Below are 23,648 nucleotides of genomic sequence, written 5' to 3' on the forward strand. Positions count from 1 at the left end.
CGTAGTCTATCCCCGATCCGGCCCGACCCGCCGCATCACGGCTTCGAACCTTGCCCAAGAGACGGACGCCTTGTTGCCTGCATAGCCAGCGTAATGGGACTTTCCACTTGAGTTCGGCAAACCAGCCCAGATCTTTGCAAGATTGTTCATGAATGCCGTGCGACCCAGCTTACCGGCACGAAACCGGTTAAGGCCCGCCTCGGCCAGCAAGACATCCGCCAGCTGGTCCTGAACAGCGGGGCTAAAGCGTTGTCCGGGCTTTACACCGGTTTTTTTCACCACGCGGCGCAGGGTTGCGGGAATGAACTGATACCGGCCAATTGCATGGGGCTGGCCCGGCGTCGCTTTGATCCAGTTGAAAATCTCCGCAAGTGTCATCTGCGTGGGCCGTTTACCCGGCTTGACCCGCGCCCCATGCTGCACGGCATCATAGCCATCACGCCGCGACTCCGCTTCCTCGATCAGCGCGCGGATCACCTGCACGTCGGATCCGCGCAAGCCCGTAACAGCGACTTCATCAAACGCAGGCTCATGCGCAGGCCGGTCTGAAAACATGCCTTTGTGATCCCGCCCGATGAACAAAGCTGCCGAATTGCGGCTCTCCGGCAGTCGCGCTGTGATAAACAGACTGTTGCGCCCGGAGTTCAAGCCGCCACTACCCAGTATCGAAACAGCTTCCGCCCGCGCGGCACCCGCAGCCACAAAAAGCACCATCAGAAAAACGCGAAGAACAAACATGCAAACTCCAGCAACTTTCGATCCCCACTCGTATCGCAGCAAGAGATTGCTAATCCGTTCAGAAAGTTTGCACCTGAACCAAGGATTGACGTTTGGCGCGCGTCATACCTAGGTGATGTTGATGCAAACCGATGACAATACGCTGGCGCTTGCTGCAGCCGGGGGGGATGCGGGTGCCTTTGCCACGCTGATAGAGCGTCAGTATGACCGGCTGTTCCGCCTGTGTTTCCGCCTGACCGGATCACAGGCCGAGGCGGAAGATCTGTGTCAGGACATTTGTGCGGCCCTGCCTGCCAAGCTGGGCGGATTTCGCGCAGAGGCAAGCTTTACCACATGGGTCTACCGCATTTGCGTCAATGCGGCCCATGACCGCCGCCGCCGCGCCGCCACCCACGCCCGCGCGGCAGAAGGCTGGGGCGATTGGGAGTTAAACCGCCGTGCCGCCGATGAACAAAGCGAAGAAGCGCTGGACTGGCTGACCACTGCCATGCGCCACCTGCCCGCCGATCTGCGCGATACACTCGCACTGGTGCTGGATGACATGACCCACGCCCAGACTGCCGAGATCCTTGGTGTGTCCGAAGGCACCATCAGCTGGCGCATCAGCCAAGCCAAAAAAAACCTCGCGTCCCTGCATAAGGAGGACACGGTATGACCGACGACCTCGACGATCTCAAATCCCTGATGAACCGCGCTACACCCCGGCCCGATGCCGCGCGCAAACGCGAAAATATCGCGCTGGCGCAAAAAAACTTCGCTGACCTCCAAGGATCGCGGGATGGCATGCGTCCTACTTCTGATCGCCCGAAAACGGGTTTTATCTCAGGAGTACGAACCATGCTGAACGCCCTTACCTCTCGCGCTGGTCTCACAGCCTCGACTGCCATCGTCGCCGTCGGTTTCATCGCCTTACTGCCGCAGACCCAAGATTTGATGCCCCGCTCCCCATCAGCCCCACCGCCCTCGGTGGTGCTGAAACAGCAACCGCCCACGACCTCGCCCGCGCCAGCACTTGCACAGGGGGCCGCACCAGCACCCCAGATGGAGCTGCAGGCTCAGGACTATGCCGTTACAGCCCCTGCCGCGGCCACTCGAATGCGTGTGCAAGGCGACGCGGCCTCTGGCATGGTCATGCCCGAACCCCCGATCCTTCTGCCGGAGGCCAATACCGAAAGCTTTGCCAACGCAGAGGCAAATCCGGTCAAGATCACCGCCGAGGACCCTGTTTCGACCTTCTCGATCGACGTTGACACCGCATCTTATGCGGTGATCCGCAACGCCCTCACCTCTGGCCAGATGCCGCCGGCAGATGCCGTGCGCATCGAAGAAATGATCAACTATTTCCCATATGACTATGCCGCTCCCGCCGATGGCGCGGCCTTCCGCCCGACTGTGACGTTGAACCAGACGCCGTGGAACCCTGACACGCAACTGCTGCAAATCGGAATTGAAGGGGCCGCGCTTGAAGTCGAGAACCGGCCGCCGCTGAACCTTGTCTTTCTGATCGACACATCCGGGTCGATGCAGAACGCGGACAAACTGCCGTTGCTGAAACAGAGCTTTCGTTTGATGCTGGGACAGTTGCGCCCCGAAGATCAGATCGCCATCGTCACCTATGCGGGCAGCGCGGGTCAGGTACTGGCCCCCACGCCGGCATCCGACAGATCGACTATCCTGAATGCACTTGAAAACCTCGAAGCCGGCGGCTCCACGGCGGGACAGGCAGGTCTGCAGCAAGCCTATGCCACCGCTGCCAAGATGGCCAAGGACGGCGAGGTGAGCCGGGTTATCCTCGCCACCGACGGGGATTTCAACGTCGGTCTCAGTAACCCCGAAGCGTTGAAAGACTATATCGCCGATCAGCGCGACACCGGCACTTACCTCAGCGTCCTGGGTTTCGGACGCGGCAATCTGGATGATGCCACGATGCAGGCGCTCGCCCAAAACGGCAACGGCACCGCCGCCTATATCGACACGCTGTCAGAGGCGCAGAAGGTGCTGGTCGACCAGCTGTCGGGTGCCCTGTTTCCCATCGCGGATGATGTGAAAATCCAGGTGGAGTTCAACCCCGCCACTGTCGCTGAATACCGACTGATCGGCTACGAAACCCGCGCCCTGCGGCGCGAGGATTTCAACAATGATGCCGTGGACGCAGGCGACATCGGTGCGGGCCATCAGGTGACTGCGCTTTATGAGGTGACGCCTGTAGGCTCCCCCGCGATCCTGAACGATGATTTGCGCTACGCCACAGAGCCCGCACGGACCGAAAGTGACGAGCTTGCCTTTCTGCGCCTGCGCTACAAGGCACCGGGTGCCTCCGACAGCACCTTGATCGAAACACCGATCGTCCAGACCAATGCAACCGATCCGACCTTTGCCGCGGCAATCGCGGGCTTTGGCCAGCTTTTGCGGGATGGCAGCTATACCGGTGACTGGTCCTATGCCGATGCTATTGCGCTGGCGACCCGAACAAAAGGCGACGATCCCTTTGGCTACCGTACCGAGGCGATCCAGCTGATGCGATTGGCCCAAAGCCTGTCGGTGCAGTAACGAAAAAAGCCCGGCGCATTGCGCCGGGCTTTCCGAGGTCTGTCTCGGGGGAGGAGGTCAGACACTCTGTCTATCAAGAAGCCGGGGGTGGCCTCAATTGACAGATTTGGCGTCGACCACATCTTTCTCAATCGACTTTACGTCGGATGCGATCTGGATCTGGCGCGGTTTCAGCGCCTCAGGCACCTGCCGCTCCAGGTCGATATGGAGCATCCCGTCGACATGGGCAGCGCCCGTCACCTGAACGTGATCGGCAAGGTGGAAGCGGCGCTCGAACGCGCGCGTCGCGATGCCACGGTGCAGATACGTTTTACCCTCATCCTCATCCGCTTTGCGGGCGGATACGATCAGTGACTTGTCGCGCACTTCAACGGACAGGTCCGCATCAGAGAAACCCGCAACCGCGATGGAAATGCGATACGCATCATCTTCACGCTTTTCGATGTTGTAAGGGGGATAGGTGGGGGCAGAACCATCGGTGCTTAGCGCCCTGTCCATCATGTTGGCGATCTGGTCAAAACCGACACTGGACCGGTAAAGCGGTGCAAAATCAAAACTACGCATGTATTCATCCTCATCTTTGAGCGATTGAAAGTGTGAGCCTTCCGTTATTGGACAGGCCTTTTTTTCGTCACCAAAGCCCTAGTCAGGCGCTTTGGTATCACTCATGTGGGAATGGGCGTTTACGGTTTCAAGACCCCTTTGCCGTCACGAATTTCGCACCTGAATTGCCTTTTTTGCCCCCGACACTCAGGCGGCGGACCTGTGCTGTAGGGCGCGGCGCGTTCGCCCGCATCTGGCGTTTCAGATCAGATACCAAAGCGGGAAGGGCCATGCCGAAAGCAACTGATTTCCCACCATAGACACCACCCCCGGAAATCACCGAAGCAATCCGTCCGCGTCCGTTTTGGTGGGTAAACACCGGGGCGCCGCTTGATCCGAATGTCACATCGCAATCAACTGCAACGATGCGATCGCGCTGGCCCAGAACCTGGCATTGGTTCTGACGCGACAATTGATCCAACCGGCCCTGACCGTAAGAGACGACACTGACCGGCCCATCCGGCACATTGCCTTGATGCACGATGAACGGGTCAAGAACATGAGTCGGGATCGGCTCTGCCAGCCGCACCAGCGCCACATCGTGACGGACGTTGTTCATGTCATGGGTGCCTTTGGGCACATAGCCCACATGCGCTTCAACTTGTGCCACCTTGCGCTTGGCCGCCGCTTTGCCGTGTGTCAGCCCCGCCTGAAAGGTAATGCTGTCCGGTTCTGCCAGTTTGCGGTCCTTGCCATAGACACAATGCGCCGCCGTCAGCACCAGATCGGGCGCGATCAACGTGCCGGTGCAGTGACCCTTGCGCGCGATGTCAAGCCGTCCCACCGCTTCCCACGCCAGCGCATCGTTGCGCGTATCGAGCGACCGCAGCTTGGTGGACTGTGCCGCAGCAACGCCTGCGTTCAAGCAAAGGGCCACAGAGAGGCCCGCGATAATATTGAATATCTTCATGGTTTTACGAATTTCGCTCCGGTGTTTGCGTTGCCCTGCCCCACCAGCACCCTTTTCCGACGGGGTGCATCGTCTTGAAAGACGCCTTTACCGGCGACCAGCTCCGCCTGCAAAACCGCCAATGTCGCGCCAAGCGCCGTGCCCAATGACACCCGCTGCCCGTCCACCTCGGCCTTTGCCGAAACGACCGATACGATATGCGGCGCGCCATCCTCAAAGCTGAAAATCGGTGCACCACTCGATCCGAAATCAACGGAGCAAGAGGTGACAAGCACACCTTCCTGCTGCGCCAGCACTTTGCAAACCTCCTGCAAAGATGGTGCCTCTGATCGGTCCTTGGCATAGCTTACCACACCTACTGAATCACCCGGACGCGGACGCGCAGCAGTGCCGAAAGGTTTGATCGTGGTATTGCGAATGGGCCGCTGCAATTCCAACAGCGCCAGATCGTTGCGCACCCGGTCGGAAGACACATCGCCATCATAGACGAACTCGGGGTGCACCACAGCGCGACGCACATCACGGTAAGCACCGGCGCGGCCATTGCGCCATCCCGCAAGGAATTGCACCTCGCCGTGATCAATCCGCAGTTTTGTGTCGCGATTGTAAAGGCAATGCGCCGCCGTCAACACCAGCCGTGGCGCGATCAATGCGCCCGTGCAAAAACCGGTGCCGCCAATGTCCAATCGACCCACCGCTTCCCAAGCACTGGCGTCCACACCGGAATCAAGGCGTTTAAGCCGTGCGTCCTGTGCGAATCCCGCCGTTGCGATGACCATTGCTACCAAAGAAACAGACATCCATCGCCGCACAGACTTACCCCATCATTAATCAGAGGGTCCGGATAGCGAAGACTTGCGGCGAAAATAGGGCAACTAGGTTAACGAAGTCGGGGAATAGCCGGATCAGGCAAAGTTTCGCCACAAAGCGCCGGTGGTTTGGGGCCACCCGACGCCCAGTCAAGCAATTCAACCGTATGCACAATCGGCATTTTGGCCGCTGAGCCGATCTGCATCATGCATCCGATATTGCCAGCGGCGATCACATCGGGCTTTTTGGCCTCCAACGTGCGCACCTTGCGTTCCTTCAACTGCGCCGAAATTTCGGGCTGCATCAGGTTATAGGTGCCCGCAGACCCACAACACAAATGCGGGTCCGATGGCTCCACTACCGTAAACCCGGCCTTCTTCAGCAAGTCTTTGGGATAGGTCTTGATTTGTTGGCCATGCTGCAAGGAACAAGCCGCGTGATAGGCGACCACCATGCCTTCGGGCACAGGCTCCTGCCGGATATGCCGATCTATTCCTGCGATCTTGCCTTTAGCCGGGCGGGGTGCTGGCGGCTCAGGCGTCTCTTGGCTCAGGTCCATCAGCACCTCGGACACATCTTTCGCGATGGCAGAAACCCGCGCGGCGTCAGCGGTCAGTGGGTCATTGCGGAACATATGCCCGTAATCCTTGACGGTGGTGCCACAGCCGCTGGTGTTGATCACAATGGCATCCAGCCCGTCGCCGTCCATTTCCGCACACCATGCCTTGATGTTTTTTGCCGCAGTCGCGTGGCTTTCGGAGGTTTTGCCCATGTGATGGGTCAGCGCACCACAACATCCGGCACCTTCGGCGACAACGACATCGCAACCCAGCCGCGTCAGTAGCCGGATCGTGGCATCATTGATGTCCGTGTTCAGCGCTTTCTGTGCACAGCCGGTCATCAGCGCGACCCGTTTTTTGCGAGGGGTTTCGGCGGCAAAGGTCTGTGGATCATCATTGCGACTGACCGGCGGGATCACCTTCGGTGCCATCTCCAGCATGGCCCGTAAACGCGCGTCCGGCATGAACCTAGCAAAAGGCCGCCCGATCTTGGCTCCCAAAAGCGCGACACGAAACCGCATCGGATAGGGCAAAATCCGCGCCAGGACCCAGCGCAAGGCGCGATCCGAGAGGGGCCGCTTGTACCGCTGATCAATGTATTCTCGCGCATGATCAATCAGATGCATGTAGTGCACCCCCGACGGACAGGTTGTCATGCACGCCAGACACGACAGACAGCGGTCGATGTGTTTGACCGTCTTTTCATCAGGCACACGCTCGTTTTCAAGCATGTCCTTGATCAGGTAAATCCGCCCACGCGGGCTGTCCAATTCATCGCCAAGCACCTGATAGGTGGGGCAGGTTGCCGTGCAGAATCCGCAATGCACGCAAGAGCGCAAAATTTCGTTGCTGCGCTGGATGGCAGGGTCGCGCAATTGCGCGTCGGTAAAAGTGGTCTGCATATGAATTCCTACCCGTAAAACATATCTGCCGAAGCAAGGCCGAACCACGGCATCGTTGTGCCCGCCGCGCCAATCACCCCGGTCCAGCGCCGCATCGCGAGACCCCGGTCAACATGCCGCAACGCCCGCGCGCCATAGGCCAGCACACCAATCCAGGCAAACCAGATCAGCAGGATGCTGACCACAGTAAGCGCAAAATGCCGCCCCCACAGGTCAGCAAAGCCGTAGCGCAAGATCAATCCACCCGCCGCCAGCAGCGCAATGCAGGCGGCCAGTGCACGCTGGCCGATCAGCGCCTCACCCCGCCGCGTCAACATCCGGAAACCAAGCGGCCCTCCGATGAAGAATACAGCAAAGATCACTGCAAGGTTCATGCGGCCGCGTCCATCAAACCAGCGTTGAACACCCCCTTGGGGTCAAACCGCGCCCGCAATCCGGCGGTCAGCCGCGCAACCCCCGCGCTTTCGAGCTGGAACACGCCCAGCCGCGCTTTGGTCTGTGTATCGCCGCGCAACAGCGTCGCATGCCCGTCAAAGCCCCCCAAACGCGCGCGCAGATCGGTGCCCGCCGCCATCCGCAGCCAGATCAATCCACCGGCCCAGTCAAAAAGATGGGCCTCCGCGCCTGCCTTGGCGGCCAGCTCGGGTGCGTCCGAGGGCTTGCAAGACAGCCGCCAGATATCTCCGTCCGTCCCTTGAAAGCTCTGCACCTGCCGCTGATCGTGCCAAAAGGTCTCGGACGCATCGGCATCCAACATCACCATCTCGGACCCACCAGCGTTCAAGACACCGCGCAACTGCTCCAGCCGATAGGCGACACTCGCCTCAAACCCCTCGACACGCAGCACGGTTTGGCCGCTTTGCGAATCATGGCAGGCTCCGCTCACCTCGAACGGGCTGCCCATAGCGCGGCTCATCGCCCCGACCGCCCGGGCGTCGTCCAGACCGTGCAAAATCAACGACCCTTGCGTCTCGGGACGCGGCAACACTTTGAACGAGACTTCGCTCAATACCCCCAAGGTGCCGAAAGATCCCGCCATCAGTTTGACCAGATCATAGCCGGTAACATTTTTCATCACGCGTCCGCCATTCTTGATGACAGTGCCCTGCCCATCGACAAAGCGCACACCCAACAGAAAATCCCGCGCCGCCCCCACCGATATCCGGCGTGGCCCGCTGACATTGGCCGCAAAAACACCGCCGATTGTCGGCTCACCCTGCGTTCCGATCAGTCCACGATGGTCCATCGGTTCAAACGCCAACCGCTGGTTTTCTTCTGCAAGCGCCGCTTCGATCTGTGCAACCGGCGTCCCGGCCTGCGCCACCATCGTCATGGCACCCGGCTCATACAGCGTGATCCCTGACAACCCAGCCGTGGACAAGACCTCACCAGCCGGTGCCATACCGCGCGTTCCGCCACCCCGCACCGACAAGGGCCCACTGGCCCCTGCAATCTGCTCCGCCAGTTCCTGTTCTGTTACAACCTGCATCTCTCTTTGGCCTTATATACCGTCCACACCGCCTACGGGCACCGCCCGCATGCGTTCATTCCGCTGCCAGTGCCAAGCCGCGCCGCGCATCAGACGCATCCAGTGGAAAAACCTTGGCCGGGTTCAAAAGCCAGCCGGGATCAAACACATCCTTTACCGCCATCTGCGCTTCCAAATCGGCAGGCGCATATTGCACATGCATCAGATCGCGCTTTTCGATCCCGACACCGTGCTCGCCAGTCAGGCACCCACCAACTTCGACACAAAGCTTCAGGATTTCCGCACCAAATTCTTCACACAGTTCCAGATCACCGGGCTTGTTTGCATCAAACAGGATCAGCGGGTGCATGTTGCCGTCGCCCGCATGGAACACATTGCCGACCTTCAGGCCAAACTCATCCGACATCTCGCCGATCCGGCGCAATACCAGCGGCAGGCTGCTGACCGGGATGGTCCCGTCCAGACACATATAGTCGTTGATCTGCCCCATTGCCCCGAATGCCGACTTGCGTCCCAGCCAGATCTTGCCGCTTTCCTCTGCGGATTTACTCTCGCGCAACTCGACCGGATTGTGCCGCCGCGCAATCTCCATGATCAGGCGCAATTGGTGGTCGATCTCTGCAACAGACCCTTCGACCTCTACAATCAACAGCGCCTCGCACATCGGGTATCCCGCCTTGGCAAACGCCTCCGTTGCTTCAATGCAGGGGCGGTCCATAAACTCGATCGCGACCGGCAAAACGCCAGCCTTGATGATGTCGCTCACGCAAGCACCAGCAACAACAGTATCGTCAAATCCCATCAACACAGGCCGCGCCCCTTCGGGTTTGGGCAGAATGCGCAAAATCGCCTCGGTCACGACGCCCAACTGGCCTTCTGAACCGCAGATCACCCCCAACAGGTCCAGCCCACCCGCATCCATATGGCCACCGCCGATTTCTATGACCTCGCCGTCCATCATCACCATTTTGACGCCCAGCAGGTTGTTCGTGGTCACACCGTATTTCAGGCAATGCGCCCCGCCGGAATTCATCGCGATATTGCCCGCAATCGCACAGGCCAATTGCGAAGACGGGTCCGGCGCGTAGAAAAAGCCGTCGGTCTCGACGGCTCCGGTCACCGACAGGTTGGTCCGCCCTGTCTGCACCCGGATGAGCCGGTTGTCGTAATCGGTCTCGATCACATCGTTCATCCGCGCCACGCCAAGGATCACACAGTCCGCCGTGGGCAGCGCCCCGCCTGCAAGCGACGTGCCAGAGCCGCGCGGCACCACCGGTACACCTTCCTCATGGCATATTCGCAGCACGTCCGAGACTTCCTGCGTGCTAGATGGCAAAACCGCCACCATCGGCGGACAGCGGTAGGCAGTCAGCGCATCACATTCGTAGGCTTTTGTCTCGCGCTCTTCATAAATCACCGCATCTGCTGGCAGAACGCCAAGCAACCGCTCCACCACACGCGCCTTGCGGGCCATCACAGCGGCGTCAGGAATAGGCATTTGCATCGGCCAGATCTCCTTTGGGGTAATTTGGTAAAATAATATGACCAATAATGACAGTTGGCAATAAACATCTCATCGCTCTATGACCATAGCATGAATTGGACAGACCGCTTCACTCTCTTCGGCCCTCTGGATTTCGGTGCAATCGCGGTCCTCTTTGCCTGTTGGCTGCTCATCGGTTGGCTGGTTGAACATCCAAGCGCGAAAAAGCCCTCGGTCTCGCGGATCATGGCGGACTATCGCCGCGACTGGATGCGCGAAATGATCACCCGTCAACCGCGCATCTTCGATGCCCAGACCATCGCAACCCTGCGGCAAAGCACCTCGTTCTTTGCGTCGACAGCGATGATCGCCATCGGCGGTACATTGGCCTTGATCGGCAACTCAGACCGGCTTTCCGGGGTGGCGCAGGACATCACCCAAATCTCCCATCCCGACATCGTCTGGGAGATCAAGTTGCTGATCGTCGTCTTCTTCCTGACAAATGCTTTTCTGAAATTCGTTTGGTCAAACAGGCTGTTCGGCTATTGTTCGGTGATCATGGGGGCGGTGCCAAACGACGTCACTCACCCAGACGCCCCTAAAATCGCCAATAAAGCGGCAGAGGTGAACATCGTCGCGGCCCGTAGCTTTAACAGAGGCTTGCGTGCGGTTTATTTTGCGATGGCCGGGCTGTGTTGGCTCGCCGGGCCAGCACTGCTGCTATTTGGTGCAATTTTGACACTGATCGTCATCTGGCGGCGCGAATTCGCATCTGAATCCCGGCGAATCCTATTGGAAAAGTAGTACAGTGGATTATATACCCTTTTTAACTCATTGGTGTTCCCATGTTGAAACGCAGTATATTAGCCCTTTCTCTAGCAGCATCGCCTATTCTGGCTGATCCCCCCGCTGTCCAAAACGCGACAGTAGAGCGGAACGGTAATCTTTGGACGTTTGAGGTTACCCTGTCCCACGGTGATACCGGCTGGGACCATTATGCCGATGCCTGGCGCGTTGTGGATATGGATGGCAACGAACTTGGCCTGCGCAATCTGGCGCATCCGCATGTCACCGAACAACCCTTCACGCGCACACTTTCGGGTGTGGCCGTTCCCGAAGGACTATCGGAAGTTGGCATTCAGGCGCGTGACACGTTGACAGGGTGGAGCCCGGACATCACCATCGTCAAGATCAGGTAAGCGTTCAAACCCTGTGATAGGGTCCGCCCGACAGGATCGAAGCGGCCCGGTAAAGTTGCTCTGCCAGCATCACGCGCACCAGCATATGCGGCCAGACCATTTTACCGAAAGACACAGCATGATCGGCCCGCGCGCGTAGTGCCGGATCAATGCCGTCGGCCCCGCCGATGACAAAAGCGACATCACTGCGGCCCCCATCGCGCCAATCTCCTAGACGCGATGCGAAAGCAGGAGAGGTTTCGACCTTGCCGCGTTCGTCCATCACACAGATCAGCGCGCCTGTCGGCACAGCCTTGGTCAGCAGTGTGGCCTCAGCAGCCATGCCACCGCCCTTTTTGCCCTCAACTTCAACGACCTGGGCCGGACCCAGCGCCATGCTGCGCCCGGTCCGGTTAAATCGTGTCAAATAATCGTTGATGAGGTCTTTTTCAGGGCCCGCCCGAAGACGGCCCACTGCACAAATATGCACACGCATACGCGTCTAATCCCGCCGCTGCGGGATCAGTTCTTCGGTGCCACGGCTTCGCCGCCGTCCGTCCACATTTTTTCCAGCTGATAGAACTCGCGCACTTCGGGCCGGAAAACGTGCACAATGACATCACCGGTGTCGATCAGAACCCAGTCGCCTGTGTCCTTGCCTTCAACTTTTGGTGTGCGGCCAAATTCGTCTTTGACCATCTGAGCCAGCTTTTCAGAGATCGCGGACACCTGACGGGTCGAACGGCCCGAGCAGATAATCATATAGTCGCCAATTTCTGTCTTGCCGCGCAGCGAGATCTGCACAACGTCTTCAGCTTTGTCTTCGTCTAGTGTGGTGAGAATACGGGCCAGAAGTGCATCACTTGTGGCCATGTCAGAACCTACCGCCATCAGCGGTGCTTTCTGTGTCGCAGACTGATCTGCGTTCGCTTGGATTGCCAGGACATTGTCCTCCTTACCTCGCGCCTCCATGCCCCGGGCGCTGGGGATGTTTAAGAATAACAACCCCAGCACGACATTTCAATGACAGCCGCCAAGATCGGCGGTTCTATGTGACCTCACCACCCTTCTTCGGTGATGATGTCTGATTTTGCGGCACCCAGATCCGTCAGGGCATCGCGCATGGCGTCCACAAATTCGCCCGGACCACAGAGATAGAATTTTTGGCTGAAACTCTTGATTGTGCCAGCGAGAAATTCCTTGTCTATCTGACCGGTTGCCAAACTGTCGCTCTCTTGATCCGTGAGGACAAAGACTTCGCTGAGGCCCAGCATGGCCTCCCACTCCCCGCGCAAGATGATGTCGTCTTCGGCCTTGTTAGAAAAGATCAGAGTACATCCATCTATTTTGTTGGCGCGCGCACGGGCGCGGAGAATTGGAATAAACGGGGTGATACCGGCACCAGCGGCCAGAAACACCCCGGGCCCTTTGTCTTCAATTGCGCCGAAAGGCTCTTCCATCGTGACGGTCGATCCCGGGCTGAGTTTCGGCAGTTGTTCGGTCACCCCATCGTGGTCGGGATAACTCTTGATGGTGAACTCAAGATCAATGTCGTCGGGTTGGGAGGTGAAGGTAAAAGGCCGACCCTTGTCGCGCCAGCCATCTGCGTTGATCGCCAACTCCGTGGCCTGCCCGGGCGCAAAGCTTGTGCCCTGTGGTTTACTGAAAATATAGCGGTGCGTGTCGTGCGTAAGCTGTTCAATTTTCTTCAAAACAATCGTTTGGGTCATGGATGTCTCCTTTGACTCATCAACGCCCCGTACGATCAGAGGTTCCGCCAGCCGCCCCTCCTGCGCCAGTAGGCCGCAGATGGAGCCTTCAGGTCGAAGCATCCTTTGCCGCACGGCGGGATAGAGACAACTTGCTGTCTTCCAGCATCAGCACCTCGCGCTGCGGGAAGGGGATCGAGATATCGTTCTCTTGGAAGGCATCCCAAAGCGCGAGATAGACATTTCCGCGGATGTTGGTCAGCCCGCCGGTGGGGTCCTTGATCCAGAACCGCAGAATGTAATCCACGGAGCTGTCGCCAAATCCCACGATGTGACAGACAGGCGGCTTGAAACTCAGCACGCGGTCAACGTTGCTGGCTGCTGCGATCGCCAGCTTGCGCACCTGATGCGGATCGTCGCCATAGGCGGTGCCGAAATAGATATCCAGCCGCACGAAATCATTGGAATGGGACCAGTTGACCACTTGGCCCGTGATTAAGTCTTCGTTCGGGATCAGGTATTCCTTGCCATCCCGCGTGACCACAGAAGCATAGCGCGCGCCGAGGGTCTGGATCCAGCCAAAGGTATCGCCCAGTGAAATCACATCGCCGGGTTTGATCGACTTGTCTAGAAGGATTATGACACCCGACACAAGGTTGGACACCACCTTTTGCAGACCAAAACCAAGGCCCACACCAATCGCCCCCGACAGCACCGCAAGGCCGGTCAGATCAATGCCCACCGCCTTGACGCCCAGATAAAGAGCGATGCCGTACATGGCCAACTGAACGCCTTTAACAGCCAGCACTTTCATCGACGGGCTGATGTCCTCGTTCTTGCGAATGGTACTGGCGGTGGCCTGACTGGCGACACGCGCCAGCGTGACCAGGACGCCGATCACCACCAGAGCGGTCAACAACGTCAAAGCCGACACACGGAAGTCGCCGACCTGTACCGCCAGCCGGTCCATAAACGCCGCTACATCATCAGAGACATTCAGCAGATAGAGTGTGGCGTAAATCCAAAGCCCCCAGGTCACGATCCGCCGCAATGGCCGGTTGCGCACCAGCCGCGTGGCGAATGCAATTCCGACAAGCACAGCCGCAAGGACGGCGGCCAACCCGATCAGATAGGACCGTGAGGGCCAGGTGATGTTTTGCATCACCGTATAGACCGCAAAAGCCAGCGCCGCGAACCACATCAGACCCAGGCGGCGTTTGAATTGCACCACAGCGCGCAGCTGCCATTTGGCCCATCCCTCGCGGGACCGCACCCACTGCTCTACCAGGCGGCCCGACGCACCATGCAGCAGATAGGCTAGCACGGCAATCGCCAGAACAATAAGTACCTGATTTTGCCGCCAGCCGGGCTGGATCACTCCTTGCAGAAACGCTGACACACTGATCCAGAAGCCCTCCATTGTGCTGATGAATTCGGCGAAGGGATCGGTCAACTCTTGCATGAAGGCTCCTGTTTGAGGAAAGGTCGCATGGGCGGGAACAGCCTGCAAGTCTTCAACGCTTGCAGCAAAGGCTGTTGGGGGGTATCTCATCCTCCATGAAACGCATTTTCGACTCAAGTGACCGTATCCGCCTGCGTGAACGCTTTTTCGGCGCGACACATGCTGTGCTGGCGCGGACCTGACCAGCCAGACGGACGGTGCCTGTACCGGACCGGACCCTGACAAAGACCCATCACTCACAACCATACGGGAGAGGACCTATGTCCCCCAAAACGCTTTACGATAAAATCTGGGATGCGCATCTCGCCCACGAGGCCGACGACGGCACCTGCCTTCTCTACATCGACCGCCATCTGGTCCATGAAGTGACCTCGCCGCAGGCCTTTGAAGGCCTACGTATGACGGGCCGCACCGTGCGCGCACCGGACAAGACCATCGCCGTGCCGGACCACAATGTGCCCACGACGCTGGACCGCGCCAATGCGGCCACCATGACCGAAGACAGCCGCATTCAGGTCGAGGCGCTTGATAAAAACGCCAAGGATTTCGGCATCCACTATTACCCCGTGTCCGACGTCCGTCAGGGCATCGTGCACATCGTCGGGCCCGAGCAGGGCTGGACGCTGCCCGGTATGACCGTGGTTTGCGGCGACAGCCACACGGCGACCCACGGTGCCTTTGGTGCACTAGCACATGGCATCGGCACCTCCGAGGTTGAACACGTTCTGGCCACGCAAACGCTGATCCAGAAGAAATCCAAGAACATGAAGGTCGAGATCACCGGCAAACTGCGCCCCGGCGTGACGGCCAAGGACATCACCCTTTCCGTCATCGGTGCCACCGGCACTGCAGGCGGCACCGGCTATGTCATCGAATACATGGGCGAAGCGATCCGCGACCTCAGCATGGAAGGCCGTATGACCGTGTGCAACATGGCCATCGAAGGCGGTGCGCGGGCGGGCATCATCGCGCCCGACGAGAAGACCTATGAATATTGCCTGGGCCGCCCTCACGCGCCAAAAGGCGCACAATGGGAAGCGGCGATGGAATGGTGGAAGACACTCTATTCCGACGATGATGCGGTCTGGGACAAAGTCATCACGCTCAAGGGCGAAGATATCGCCCCCGTCGTCACCTGGGGCACGTCTCCCGAAGATGTGCTGCCGATCACGGCCAATGTACCGGCAGCGTCAGACTTTGAAGGCGGTAAGGTCGGCGCGGCCCAGCGCTCGCTCGACTATATGGGCCTGACGGCGGGCACCCCGCTCAAGGATGTTGCCATCGACACCGTCTTCATTGGCTCTTGCACAAATGGCCGCATCGAAGATCTGCGTGCCGCTGCTGCAATCCTGAAAGGCAAGAAAATCGCCGTGACGCGTGCGATGGTCGTACCCGGCTCGGGCCTTGTGCGTGCCCAGGCCGAAGAAGAGGGCCTGGCCGATATTTTCAAAGAAGCCGGTTTCGAATGGCGCCTTGCGGGATGTTCAATGTGTCTGGCGATGAACCCAGATCAGCTTGCCCCCGGCGAACGCTGTGCTGCCACGTCCAACCGCAACTTCGAGGGCCGTCAGGGCCGGGGCGGACGTACCCACCTGATGTCACCCGCGATGGCGGCTGCGGCGGCGATCACCGGCAAACTAACCGATGTGCGCGAACTGATGTAATCCGCTGCTCATTCCGCCCTTCGAACGTTCTTTGCCATAACAGCGAAGATATCCGAAGGGTGGAGGAGCCGCGCTAGGAGATAATCCAATGAACAAATTCACCACCCTCACCGGGATCGCGGCTCCCATGCCGCTGATCAACATCGACACCGATATGATCATCCCCAAGCAGTTTCTGAAAACCATCAAACGCTCCGGCCTTGGTGTGAACCTGTTTGACGAGATGCGCTATGATGACGACCGCAACGAGATCCCCGATTTCGTGCTGAACAAACCGCAATACCGCGAGGCGCAGATCCTTGTGGCGGGCGATAACTTTGGTTGCGGATCATCGCGTGAACATGCGCCATGGGCGATTGCCGATTTTGGCATCACCTGCGTGATCGCCCCAAGCTACGCAGATATTTTCTACAACAACTGCTTCAAGAACGGCATCTTGCCCATAGCCCTGCCCCAAGAGCAGATCGACGTGTTGATGAAGGACGCGGAAAAAGGCGCTAACGCCCGTATGACCGTGGACCTTGAAGCACAAACCGTCACCACCTCTGACGGCGATGTTTTCTCCTTTGAGGTCGACGCTTTCAAAAAGCACTGTTTGATGAACGGCTTGGACGATATCGGCCTGACAATGGAGAAAGCGGCGTCAATCGACGCCTTTGAAAGCCAGGCTTCGCAAAGCCGCCCTTGGGTTTAAGGCGCAGGCTGCCTTACTCCACGCATTAACAGCACTAAGGGCTGGTCTTGTGGGTGCCATCGCGTCGCCCACAAGATGTCGCGTTCTGCCTCTTTCTTGCCTGATAATAGATGCAAGAACGCACCACCCCTACCCTCAAAATGCCCCAGATCTTCACCATCGTTAACCAATGCACTTGAGCACTAAGGCGAAAGAAGGCACAAATTGGGCAAGAATGAGGCAGTCCCCCAGATCCCGGGGGCAACAAGTTGGAACAAGACCGCGGCACGTATCGCGACTGGCCAGTTTGGAAGGGTAGAGTAGTGATTGGACGTATGACAGGCGCGGCAACGCGTGGTTTCCTTGTGGCATTGCTAATTTTGCTTCCGGCGCTCTTGTTGCCGGGCGTCGCAAGCGATTCTACACAGATCACAGTGCTGGTAGCCTTGCTTGCCGCTTTCATGACCTTCGTCGAATACAATTCAAATTTCCCCAGCATCGTCGAATTCCGTGAAGCGCCGCCGTTCAACCGGCTTCGGTTTGCGGCACTTTTCACGACTGTTCTGGTCCTTAGCCTGATCCTGCGCGGCCAAAGCAATCCGACATTGCTGACAAATGCCCTGACGTCGATCGGGACAATTCTGGGCAATGCGATCGACTTCCCCTATTCACCTGTGCGTCTGGTGGTTCTGATGCTGCCCGAGAACGCGGACCCTGCGCTGGTATCTTCTGTGCGTACCGCCGCTGGTATTTCCTATCTCGTGTCGCTTTGTGCGATGACGGCCTTTCTGGTGCTTGTCCGCGTGCTGGGCTGGCCCGCCCGCCACGGCGCATTCAACGTCTGGATCAACCTGCCGCTGTTTGATCCGACCGCGGGCGGTGACGTGCTGACCCGTTTGCAGCGGGATGCCCGTATCAATATCACGCTGGGCTTCCTGTTGCCGTTTGTCATTCCCGCAGTGGTCAAACTGGCGGCCGATCTGATAGACCCGATCACACTCGACAACGCTCAAACCCTTATCTGGACACTCAGCGCATGGGCCTTCCTTCCCGCCAGCATGATCATGCGCGGCATCGCGATGGGCCGGGTTGCCGACATGATCGAAGACAAACGCCGCCGCACCTATGCCAGCGCGGACGCAGAAGAGGGTCTGCGCCCCGCCTGATCGCAGTTTGCCTGATTGCGGTTTGCCTACTCTGGCTCACACCTGTCATCGCCGCCGCCGATACGGTGCGGGTTGCAACCTTCAACACCGAAGCGTCGCGCAAAGGTCCGGGCTTGTTGTTACGGGACATCCTGAAAGGCGATGACCCACATATCACCGGTTTGATTGCGGAAATCAGCCGCGTCGATCCCGATATATTGGTGCTTCAGGGCATAGACTACGACATTCAAAATCTGGCTCTTGCCGCTTTGGCCGATGCTTTAGCGCAGGCAGGCAGCCCCTACCCCTATATCTTTGCGGCACCGCCAAATGCTGGGCGAATGACCGATCTCGACCTTGATGGAGACGGCGCAACCGGTGGCCCGGGCGATGCACAGGGCTATGGCCGGTTCTTTGGTCAGGGCCATATGGCGCTGCTGTCGCGCTACCCGATCTTGACGGATGACATTCAGGATTATTCCACTTTGCTTTGGCGCGATCTACCGGATGCGCTTTTGCCTGAGCAGAACGGCAGCGGTTTCCCCTCAGAGGCCGCGCTGGATATACAACGCCTGTCGTCCAAGGGGCATTGGGTCGTTCCGGTCATGCATCCTGAGATGGGGCGGATCACACTGCTGACCTATCACGCCACCCCGCCTGTTTTTGACGGGCCGGAGGATCGCAACGGCAAACGCAATCACGATGAAACTGCTTTCTGGGCCCACTATCTGAACGAACAATTCGGCCCTCCCCCCCAGACCCGGTTTTTCCTGCTGGGTGACGCCAACCTAGACCCCAAGCGCGGTGATGGCATTGGCCGTGCGATGCAAAACCTGCTGGCCGATCCACGGCTGCAAGATCCCTTGCCGGAGCAACCCACAGTGGACTGGGCGCAAACCGGGCCAATGCGTGTGGACTATCTGCTGCCCTCAATCGACTGGACCGTGACAGATGCGGCCGTCGAGCCCCGAAACCCCAATTTAAGCCGTCACGCGCTGATCTGGGTCGATGTCATGCCCTAGGTCTTCTTGACCCTTGCGGACCATCACGCTACGCCGCCTGAAACAGTTTTATCAAGGAGCGTCCCATGGCCAACCCAACTTTGCTTATCCTTGCCGGTGATGGCATCGGCCCCGAGGTGATGGGCCAGGTCACACGGATCATTGACTGGTTCGGTGCCAAGCGCGACCTGCCATTTGATGTAGAGCATGACCTCGTTGGCGGGGCAGCCTATGACAAACACGGCACACCCCTGCATGACGACACGATGGCGCGCGCGCTTGAGGTTGACGCGGTCCTGCTGGGCGCTGTGGGTGGCCCGAAATACGACGATCTGGATTTCAGCGTGAAGCCAGAGCGCGGCCTGCTACGTCTGCGCAAGGAAATGGACCTCTTCTCCAACCTGCGCCCGGCCCAGTGCTTCGACGCGCTCGCAGATTTCTCCTCACTGAAGAAAGAACTGGTTGCTGGCCTCGATATCATGATCGTGCGCGAGCTGACCTCCGGCGTCTATTTCGGCGAACCGCGCGGCATTTTCGAAGAAGGCAACGAACGCGTCGGCATCAACACCCAGCGCTACACCGAAAGCGAGATCGACCGCGTAGCACGCTCGGCTTTCGAGCTGGCCCGCAAGCGGAACAACAAGGTCTGTTCCATGGAAAAGGCCAACGTCATGGAATCCGGCATACTGTGGCGCGAAGTGGTGCAAAAGGTCCATGACGAGGATTACCCCGATGTGGAGCTGAGCCACATGTACGCTGACAATGGCGCGATGCAGCTGGTCCGCGCGCCCAAGCAGTTTGATGTGATCGTCACTGACAACCTCTTTGGCGATATCCTGTCTGACTGTGCGGCGATGCTGACTGGATCACTCGGCATGTTGCCCTCTGCCTCACTTGGTGCGCCCAATGCCGATGGTCGGCCCAAGGCGCTCTACGAGCCCGTGCATGGCTCAGCTCCCGACATCGCGGGCCAGGGCAAAGCAAACCCGATCGCCTGTACCCTCAGCTTTGCGATGGCGCTGCGTTATTCCTTTGATCAGGGCGACGAGGCGACACGTCTGGAACAGGCCGTGGAAAAAGTGTTGGCCGATGGTGCGCGCACCGCTGATCTGATGGGCCCCGAAGGTGGCACGCCGATCAGCACGTCGGAAATGGGCGATGCCATTCTGGCCGCCTTGGATGCCAGCCTGTAATTAAGGCAGTACAGATGAACACGCAGGGCAGCCCGTTGGGCTGCCTTTTGCGTTTCAGACCAGATACAACGCCCAGATCCACAGCATCGCCACATAGGTCAGTTGGTGCATCATCTGATCCACCCCGAAGGCGTACCAATACCTCGCCTCATCCGGCCCGTATGGCTTTTTCTCGCTGTGATAGCCTTTGAGCCAGTCGATGTGGAAATGAACGACGAATTCCGCAAAACACAAAGCAACGACAAAACCGACAGGAGCACCAAGCGCGACGAAAGCAATTAACGACAAAATGGCATGCAGCCCGGCATGCTCCACCCTGCCCCAATGCAAGTAAGCGGCGCGTCCCGCGAGCATACGCGGCGTTTGCAGAAAGAAATCCGCAACCAGATGTTTGAACTGTAGCAGCACCAGCAGTAAAAGCGCTGTCTGCAAAGCGGTATCCAAGAGTATCTCTCCTTTCATGCAATCCTAATGAATTACGCTCTGGTCGCAAATCATTTGATTTCGCCGCCGCGCTGTTGCTAAGCCTGTGGGGCGGTCCTCATTCGTTTGACGTCTGGATTTATTTTATCGAACGCTCACTTTTCGCCTTTATCTGGAAGTACTCGCGCCGCGATCAGCTCATTCTGCTGATGGTGACGCTTACCTTGTTCCCGCTGCTTTATCTGACCTTGGAACTTCCCAAGCGGATCATCAACGACGCCATTGGTGCGTCATCCGATGTGATCGACATGATGGGCTATCAGGTTGGGCAGATCACCTTTTTGATGATCCTATGCGGTATCTTTTTGCTGTCGGTCTTTGCCCACGGCATCATGAAAATGCGGATCAACACCATGAAGGGCGTGCTGGCCGAACGCCTGCTACGGCGGCTGCGGTACACCTTGATCGCCCGCATCCTGCGCTTTCCCGCGCCCTATTTCGAACGCACCAGCCAAGGCGAGTTGGTCAGCATGGTCACGTCCGAATCCGAACCGATGGGCGGGCTGATGGGCGATGCGGTGGCCCAACCAGTGCTGCAAGCGGGCCAGATGCTGACCATTCTGGTGTTTCTCTTTCTGCAAAGCATCGCTTTCGGGCTGGCCGCCTGTGCGCTTATACCGCTTCAGGCATGGCTGATCCCCAAGCTGCAACGCCAGATCAACCTACTGAACAAAAAGCGCGTCATCCAGTTGCGCGCCCTTGCGGCCGAGATTGGCGAAGGGGCCGCCGGAGCCAGCACGCTTCGCACTAACGGTGGCTGGCGCTACCGGCTGGCGCTGATCTCGGAACGGCTGGGCAGGCTCTATGCCATCCGGTTCGAGATCTTTCAAAAGAAGTTCTTCATGAAGTTTCTCAACAATTTCATTAGCCAGCTAACGCCTTTTTTCTTTTACGCCGTCGGCGGTTATCTCGCCATCAAAGGTGAGATCACCGTCGGCGCACTGGTGGCTGCCCTTGCCGCTTACAAGGATCTGTCCAGCCCCTGGAAAGAGCTGCTGGCCTATTACAACCAGTCACAGGATATGTCGTTGCGTTGGGAAATCATCACCGAACGTTTCGCTCCCGCCGGCATGGTGGCCGAAGAAAACTTCTTTGGCGAACCGGAGGAGGTGCCGCGCCTGACCGGTGATCTGGTCCTGAACGACATCAGCGTTCAAGACGAAGACGGCAACCCGGTGCTGGAAGAAATCAACGTGACCTTCCCGCAAGCAAGCACCATCGCTGTCACCGTCTCCGATGACGAAGACCGCCGCGCATTGGCCGAAGTCCTGCTGCGCGAAGTCACGCCCGCCACGGGCAAAATCCACTTGGGCGAACATGATCTGGCCACACTGCATCAAGCGACGATTGCCAAGCGGATCGGCTATGCCACATCGCGCCCGGTGATGTTTCTGGGCAGCTATGGGGACAACATCGTGCTGCCCCTGCGGATGCACCCCACCTCCGACCCACCCGACACCCTTGAAACCCGCGAAAGCCTGCGTGCCGGCAATAGTACTGAGCCCTCTGCCGGCGACTGGTTCGACTTCAAAGCACTTGATCTGCAAGACGAGGCCGATCTGCGCAACTGGTGGCTTGATCTGATCAAGGGGTTGGACATTGACCGCCTGCTGTTCACCCGCGGCATGGACCAACGGTTTGATGCAAAAACTCATTCCAGACTGGCGGCGGCCCTTGTTGAAGTGCGCGATCAAGTCAGACGCAATATCGGCGCCACAGGACTTGAAGATCAGGTCCATTTTTTTGACCCCGCACAGTTCAACGCCGCCTTGCCCGTTGCCGAAAACCTGATCTTTGCCACGCCGCATCAGCGCATTACGCCGCAGATTCTGGTTGAACAAACCGATTTCATGCAGCTGCTGGTCACTCTTGACCTGGAAACCGATCTGCTGCAGCTGGCGGTCGATATGGTCAATCTGCTGCGCCAAACCTTTGGCGTGGACGGCACCGACCACCCTTTGTTCCGCAAACTGGGGCTGGATCCTGCGGTCTTTGAGGCGGCTGTCGGGCTGCGACAAAAGCATATCAGCCAGGAGCCGTTGACCCCTGCGGACAAGGCGGCGTTGCTTGCTGTGACCTTTGCCATTCCTGCCGAAAAGCTGGGGTCTGCCTTTCCTGACCAGATCATCGAACGGGTGCTTGATCTGCGCAAACAGCACAGCACCGCCCTGCAAAAAAGCCTGACCGATGTCATGAGCCCGATCACCGCCGGAACGCCCGTCGCGGGTTTGACGGTTCTGGAAAACGCGCTCTTTGGCAAGATCGTTGAAACGGCAGGCTCTTCGGCTGACGATTTGCGCCGTATTGTCGTAGAGGCGCTTTATGACGCGAAACTTGAAGGGCTGGTGCTGGATCTGATTTTTGACGTGCCGCTGAGTTTGGGCGGCACCAACCTGCCCGCCTTACTGTCCGAGACACTGGCAATCAGTCGCGCCACGATCAAGCGGCCAGATATCCTGATCCTCGATAACGTCCTATCGAGCTTTGACGCCGCCACGCGCGCGGGATTGCACGACCGTCTGCGCGGCTTGCTACCCAATGCCACCATCATCCGGCTGGAACGCAGCCTTGACGAAAGCGCGGACTTCGACGCAAAATTTGTGCTGCAGCAAGGCCGCATTTCCAATGTCGCGCCGGAGGTATCCGCCGATGAGGACAACACCGTGAGCGCCGATCTGGCCCGCAAACTGCGGGCGCTTGAGCAAACCGATCTCTTTTCCGGGCTGGACCGCAAACAGCTGCGCCTGCTGGCCTTCGGGGCGCGGTGGTACAGCGCCAACGCAGGGGACTATGTCTTTCACAAGGACGATGACCCCACCAGCGGTGCCTATCTGGTGGTCGAAGGCACCGCCGATCTGCTGCTGCCGGTCGAGGATGGCGACGACGTTCTTATCGCCACGTCTGGCCCCGGAAAACTCGTGGGCGAGCTGGGCCTCATCCGCAACGAACCACGGGCGCTGGACATGCGGGCGGCCACCGATCTGACTTGCCTGCGCATCGGTGCGCAGGAGTTTCTGGACGTAGTCGGGACAGACGCCCGCACCGCCTACAAGCTGCTGCAGGTCGTTGCGGGCTACGTCAAAAACTAGCTGCTT

23 protein-coding genes are annotated in these 23,648 nt (G+C 58.6%); 10 read left to right on the forward strand and 13 right to left on the reverse strand.

Features of this window, described 5'->3' with window-relative positions; all coding sequences use genetic code 11:
* Positions 1-6: 6 nt before the first annotated feature.
* Positions 7-738 carry a hypothetical protein gene (locus tag Z945_RS0107905; protein ID WP_025051563.1) on the reverse strand — a complete coding sequence of 244 codons (732 nt, stop codon included), beginning with the start codon at positions 736-738 and terminating at the stop codon, positions 7-9.
* 121 nt (positions 739-859) lie between these two features.
* Between Z945_RS0107905 and Z945_RS0107910 the strand changes: the two genes are divergently transcribed.
* Positions 860-1,393: an RNA polymerase sigma factor gene (locus tag Z945_RS0107910; RefSeq protein ID WP_025051564.1), complete on the forward strand. Its 534-nt coding sequence runs from the start codon at positions 860-862 to the stop codon at positions 1,391-1,393.
* Complete coding sequence (locus Z945_RS0107915; RefSeq protein ID WP_025051565.1) at positions 1,390-3,288, forward strand: vWA domain-containing protein; 1,899 nt, start codon at positions 1,390-1,392, stop codon at positions 3,286-3,288. The genes Z945_RS0107910 and Z945_RS0107915 overlap by 4 nt, the downstream gene beginning before the upstream one ends.
* 93 nt (positions 3,289-3,381) lie before the next feature.
* Here the strand turns inward: Z945_RS0107915 and Z945_RS0107920 are convergent, their stop codons facing one another.
* From Z945_RS0107920 to Z945_RS0107950, 7 genes are all read right to left on the reverse strand, one after another.
* Entirely contained in the window at positions 3,382-3,852 is a 471-nt protein-coding gene (locus Z945_RS0107920; RefSeq protein WP_025051566.1) for an Hsp20 family protein, read from the reverse strand.
* A 127-nt stretch (positions 3,853-3,979) separates the two neighbouring features.
* Positions 3,980-4,801, reverse strand: a complete 822-nt coding sequence (locus Z945_RS0107925) for a trypsin-like serine peptidase (RefSeq protein ID WP_025051567.1) — start codon at positions 4,799-4,801, stop codon at positions 3,980-3,982.
* Positions 4,798-5,601 carry a trypsin-like serine peptidase gene (locus Z945_RS0107930; protein ID WP_037970790.1) on the reverse strand — a complete coding sequence of 268 codons (804 nt, stop codon included), beginning with the start codon at positions 5,599-5,601 and terminating at the stop codon, positions 4,798-4,800. The genes Z945_RS0107925 and Z945_RS0107930 overlap by 4 nt, the downstream gene beginning before the upstream one ends.
* Before the next feature lie 80 nt (positions 5,602-5,681).
* On the reverse strand, positions 5,682-7,073 hold the full coding sequence (gene glcF / locus Z945_RS0107935; protein WP_025051569.1) for a glycolate oxidase subunit GlcF: 1,392 nt from the start codon (positions 7,071-7,073) through the stop codon (positions 5,682-5,684).
* A gap of 8 nt (positions 7,074-7,081) precedes the next feature.
* On the reverse strand, positions 7,082-7,447 hold the full coding sequence (locus tag Z945_RS0107940; RefSeq protein ID WP_025051570.1) for a hypothetical protein: 366 nt from the start codon (positions 7,445-7,447) through the stop codon (positions 7,082-7,084).
* Entirely contained in the window at positions 7,444-8,562 is a 1,119-nt protein-coding gene (locus Z945_RS0107945; RefSeq protein WP_025051571.1) for an FAD-binding protein, read from the reverse strand. The genes Z945_RS0107940 and Z945_RS0107945 overlap by 4 nt, the downstream gene beginning before the upstream one ends.
* Positions 8,563-8,617: 55 nt before the next feature.
* Positions 8,618-10,066, reverse strand: coding sequence for an FAD-linked oxidase C-terminal domain-containing protein (locus tag Z945_RS0107950; protein ID WP_025051572.1), 1,449 nt, complete (start codon positions 10,064-10,066; stop codon positions 8,618-8,620).
* A gap of 90 nt (positions 10,067-10,156) precedes the next feature.
* Here Z945_RS0107950 and Z945_RS0107955 point away from each other — a divergent pair, with 90 nt between their 5' ends.
* Together Z945_RS0107955 and Z945_RS0107960 are read left to right on the forward strand one after the other, a co-directional pair.
* A complete protein-coding gene (locus Z945_RS0107955; RefSeq protein ID WP_025051573.1) occupies positions 10,157-10,849 on the forward strand; it encodes a DUF599 domain-containing protein in 693 nt (230 codons plus the stop codon).
* A gap of 41 nt (positions 10,850-10,890) precedes the next feature.
* Positions 10,891-11,244, forward strand: a complete 354-nt coding sequence (locus tag Z945_RS0107960) for a hypothetical protein (RefSeq protein ID WP_037970792.1) — start codon at positions 10,891-10,893, stop codon at positions 11,242-11,244.
* Positions 11,245-11,248: 4 nt separating this feature from the next.
* On the opposite strand, the gene rlmH is transcribed toward Z945_RS0107960, so the two are convergent.
* From rlmH to Z945_RS0107980, 4 genes are all read right to left on the reverse strand, one after another.
* On the reverse strand, positions 11,249-11,719 hold the full coding sequence (gene rlmH, locus Z945_RS0107965; protein ID WP_025051575.1) for a 23S rRNA (pseudouridine(1915)-N(3))-methyltransferase RlmH: 471 nt from the start codon (positions 11,717-11,719) through the stop codon (positions 11,249-11,251).
* Positions 11,720-11,745: 26 nt separating this feature from the next.
* Complete coding sequence (gene rsfS, locus Z945_RS0107970) at positions 11,746-12,114, reverse strand: ribosome silencing factor (protein WP_025051576.1); 369 nt, start codon at positions 12,112-12,114, stop codon at positions 11,746-11,748.
* A gap of 167 nt (positions 12,115-12,281) precedes the next feature.
* Positions 12,282-12,953 carry an FAD-binding oxidoreductase gene (locus Z945_RS0107975; protein ID WP_025051577.1) on the reverse strand — a complete coding sequence of 224 codons (672 nt, stop codon included), beginning with the start codon at positions 12,951-12,953 and terminating at the stop codon, positions 12,282-12,284.
* Positions 12,954-13,041: 88 nt separating this feature from the next.
* A complete protein-coding gene (locus Z945_RS0107980; protein ID WP_025051578.1) occupies positions 13,042-14,394 on the reverse strand; it encodes a mechanosensitive ion channel family protein in 1,353 nt (450 codons plus the stop codon).
* 260 nt (positions 14,395-14,654) lie between these two features.
* Between Z945_RS0107980 and leuC the strand changes: the two genes are divergently transcribed.
* From leuC to leuB, 5 genes are all read left to right on the forward strand, one after another.
* Positions 14,655-16,058, forward strand: a complete 1,404-nt coding sequence (gene leuC / locus Z945_RS0107990; protein WP_025051579.1) for a 3-isopropylmalate dehydratase large subunit — start codon at positions 14,655-14,657, stop codon at positions 16,056-16,058.
* 88 nt (positions 16,059-16,146) lie between these two features.
* Entirely contained in the window at positions 16,147-16,752 is a 606-nt protein-coding gene (leuD, locus tag Z945_RS0107995; protein WP_025051580.1) for a 3-isopropylmalate dehydratase small subunit, read from the forward strand.
* Positions 16,753-17,054: 302 nt separating this feature from the next.
* Positions 17,055-17,897 (forward strand): hypothetical protein, encoded by an 843-nt coding sequence (locus Z945_RS0108000; RefSeq protein ID WP_025051581.1) that lies wholly within the window; start codon positions 17,055-17,057, stop codon positions 17,895-17,897.
* 65 nt (positions 17,898-17,962) lie between these two features.
* Positions 17,963-18,898, forward strand: a complete 936-nt coding sequence (locus tag Z945_RS0108005; protein WP_025051582.1) for an endonuclease/exonuclease/phosphatase family protein — start codon at positions 17,963-17,965, stop codon at positions 18,896-18,898.
* A gap of 65 nt (positions 18,899-18,963) precedes the next feature.
* A complete protein-coding gene (leuB, locus tag Z945_RS0108010; protein WP_025051583.1) occupies positions 18,964-20,070 on the forward strand; it encodes a 3-isopropylmalate dehydrogenase in 1,107 nt (368 codons plus the stop codon).
* A gap of 54 nt (positions 20,071-20,124) precedes the next feature.
* Here leuB and Z945_RS0108015 read toward each other — a convergent pair whose 3' ends face one another.
* Positions 20,125-20,514, reverse strand: coding sequence for a DUF3307 domain-containing protein (locus tag Z945_RS0108015; protein ID WP_025051584.1), 390 nt, complete (start codon positions 20,512-20,514; stop codon positions 20,125-20,127).
* A gap of 188 nt (positions 20,515-20,702) precedes the next feature.
* Here Z945_RS0108015 and Z945_RS0108020 point away from each other — a divergent pair, with 188 nt between their 5' ends.
* Positions 20,703-23,642, forward strand: coding sequence for an ABC transporter transmembrane domain-containing protein (locus tag Z945_RS0108020; protein ID WP_081780990.1), 2,940 nt, complete (start codon positions 20,703-20,705; stop codon positions 23,640-23,642).
* The last annotated feature ends 6 nt before the right edge of the window (positions 23,643-23,648 follow it).

It is taken from the genome of Sulfitobacter noctilucae, from assembly GCF_000622365.1.
GTDB lineage: Bacteria > Pseudomonadota > Alphaproteobacteria > Rhodobacterales > Rhodobacteraceae > Sulfitobacter > Sulfitobacter noctilucae.

Bases quoted from the DNA above. Each gene is read 5' to 3' on its own strand.
- Z945_RS0107905 (WP_025051563.1), bottom strand. From the start codon at position 738: ATGTTTGTTCTTCGCGTTTTTCTGATGGTGCTTTTTGTGGCTGCGGGT.
- Z945_RS0107910 (WP_025051564.1), top strand. From the start codon at position 860: ATGCAAACCGATGACAATACGCTGGCGCTTGCTGCAGCCGGGGGGGAT.
- Z945_RS0107915 (WP_025051565.1), top strand. From the start codon at position 1,390: ATGACCGACGACCTCGACGATCTCAAATCCCTGATGAACCGCGCTACA.
- Z945_RS0107920 (WP_025051566.1), bottom strand. From the start codon at position 3,852: ATGCGTAGTTTTGATTTTGCACCGCTTTACCGGTCCAGTGTCGGTTTT.
- Z945_RS0107925 (WP_025051567.1), bottom strand. From the start codon at position 4,801: ATGAAGATATTCAATATTATCGCGGGCCTCTCTGTGGCCCTTTGCTTG.
- Z945_RS0107930 (WP_037970790.1), bottom strand. From the start codon at position 5,601: ATGTCTGTTTCTTTGGTAGCAATGGTCATCGCAACGGCGGGATTCGCA.
- glcF (WP_025051569.1), bottom strand. From the start codon at position 7,073: ATGCAGACCACTTTTACCGACGCGCAATTGCGCGACCCTGCCATCCAG.
- Z945_RS0107940 (WP_025051570.1), bottom strand. From the start codon at position 7,447: ATGAACCTTGCAGTGATCTTTGCTGTATTCTTCATCGGAGGGCCGCTT.
- Z945_RS0107945 (WP_025051571.1), bottom strand. From the start codon at position 8,562: ATGCAGGTTGTAACAGAACAGGAACTGGCGGAGCAGATTGCAGGGGCC.
- Z945_RS0107950 (WP_025051572.1), bottom strand. From the start codon at position 10,066: ATGCAAATGCCTATTCCTGACGCCGCTGTGATGGCCCGCAAGGCGCGT.
- Z945_RS0107955 (WP_025051573.1), top strand. From the start codon at position 10,157: ATGAATTGGACAGACCGCTTCACTCTCTTCGGCCCTCTGGATTTCGGT.
- Z945_RS0107960 (WP_037970792.1), top strand. From the start codon at position 10,891: ATGTTGAAACGCAGTATATTAGCCCTTTCTCTAGCAGCATCGCCTATT.
- rlmH (WP_025051575.1), bottom strand. From the start codon at position 11,719: ATGCGTGTGCATATTTGTGCAGTGGGCCGTCTTCGGGCGGGCCCTGAA.
- rsfS (WP_025051576.1), bottom strand. From the start codon at position 12,114: ATGGCGGTAGGTTCTGACATGGCCACAAGTGATGCACTTCTGGCCCGT.
- Z945_RS0107975 (WP_025051577.1), bottom strand. From the start codon at position 12,953: ATGACCCAAACGATTGTTTTGAAGAAAATTGAACAGCTTACGCACGAC.
- Z945_RS0107980 (WP_025051578.1), bottom strand. From the start codon at position 14,394: ATGCAAGAGTTGACCGATCCCTTCGCCGAATTCATCAGCACAATGGAG.
- leuC (WP_025051579.1), top strand. From the start codon at position 14,655: ATGTCCCCCAAAACGCTTTACGATAAAATCTGGGATGCGCATCTCGCC.
- leuD (WP_025051580.1), top strand. From the start codon at position 16,147: ATGAACAAATTCACCACCCTCACCGGGATCGCGGCTCCCATGCCGCTG.
- leuB (WP_025051583.1), top strand. From the start codon at position 18,964: ATGGCCAACCCAACTTTGCTTATCCTTGCCGGTGATGGCATCGGCCCC.
- Z945_RS0108020 (WP_081780990.1), top strand. From the start codon at position 20,703: ATGGTGACGCTTACCTTGTTCCCGCTGCTTTATCTGACCTTGGAACTT.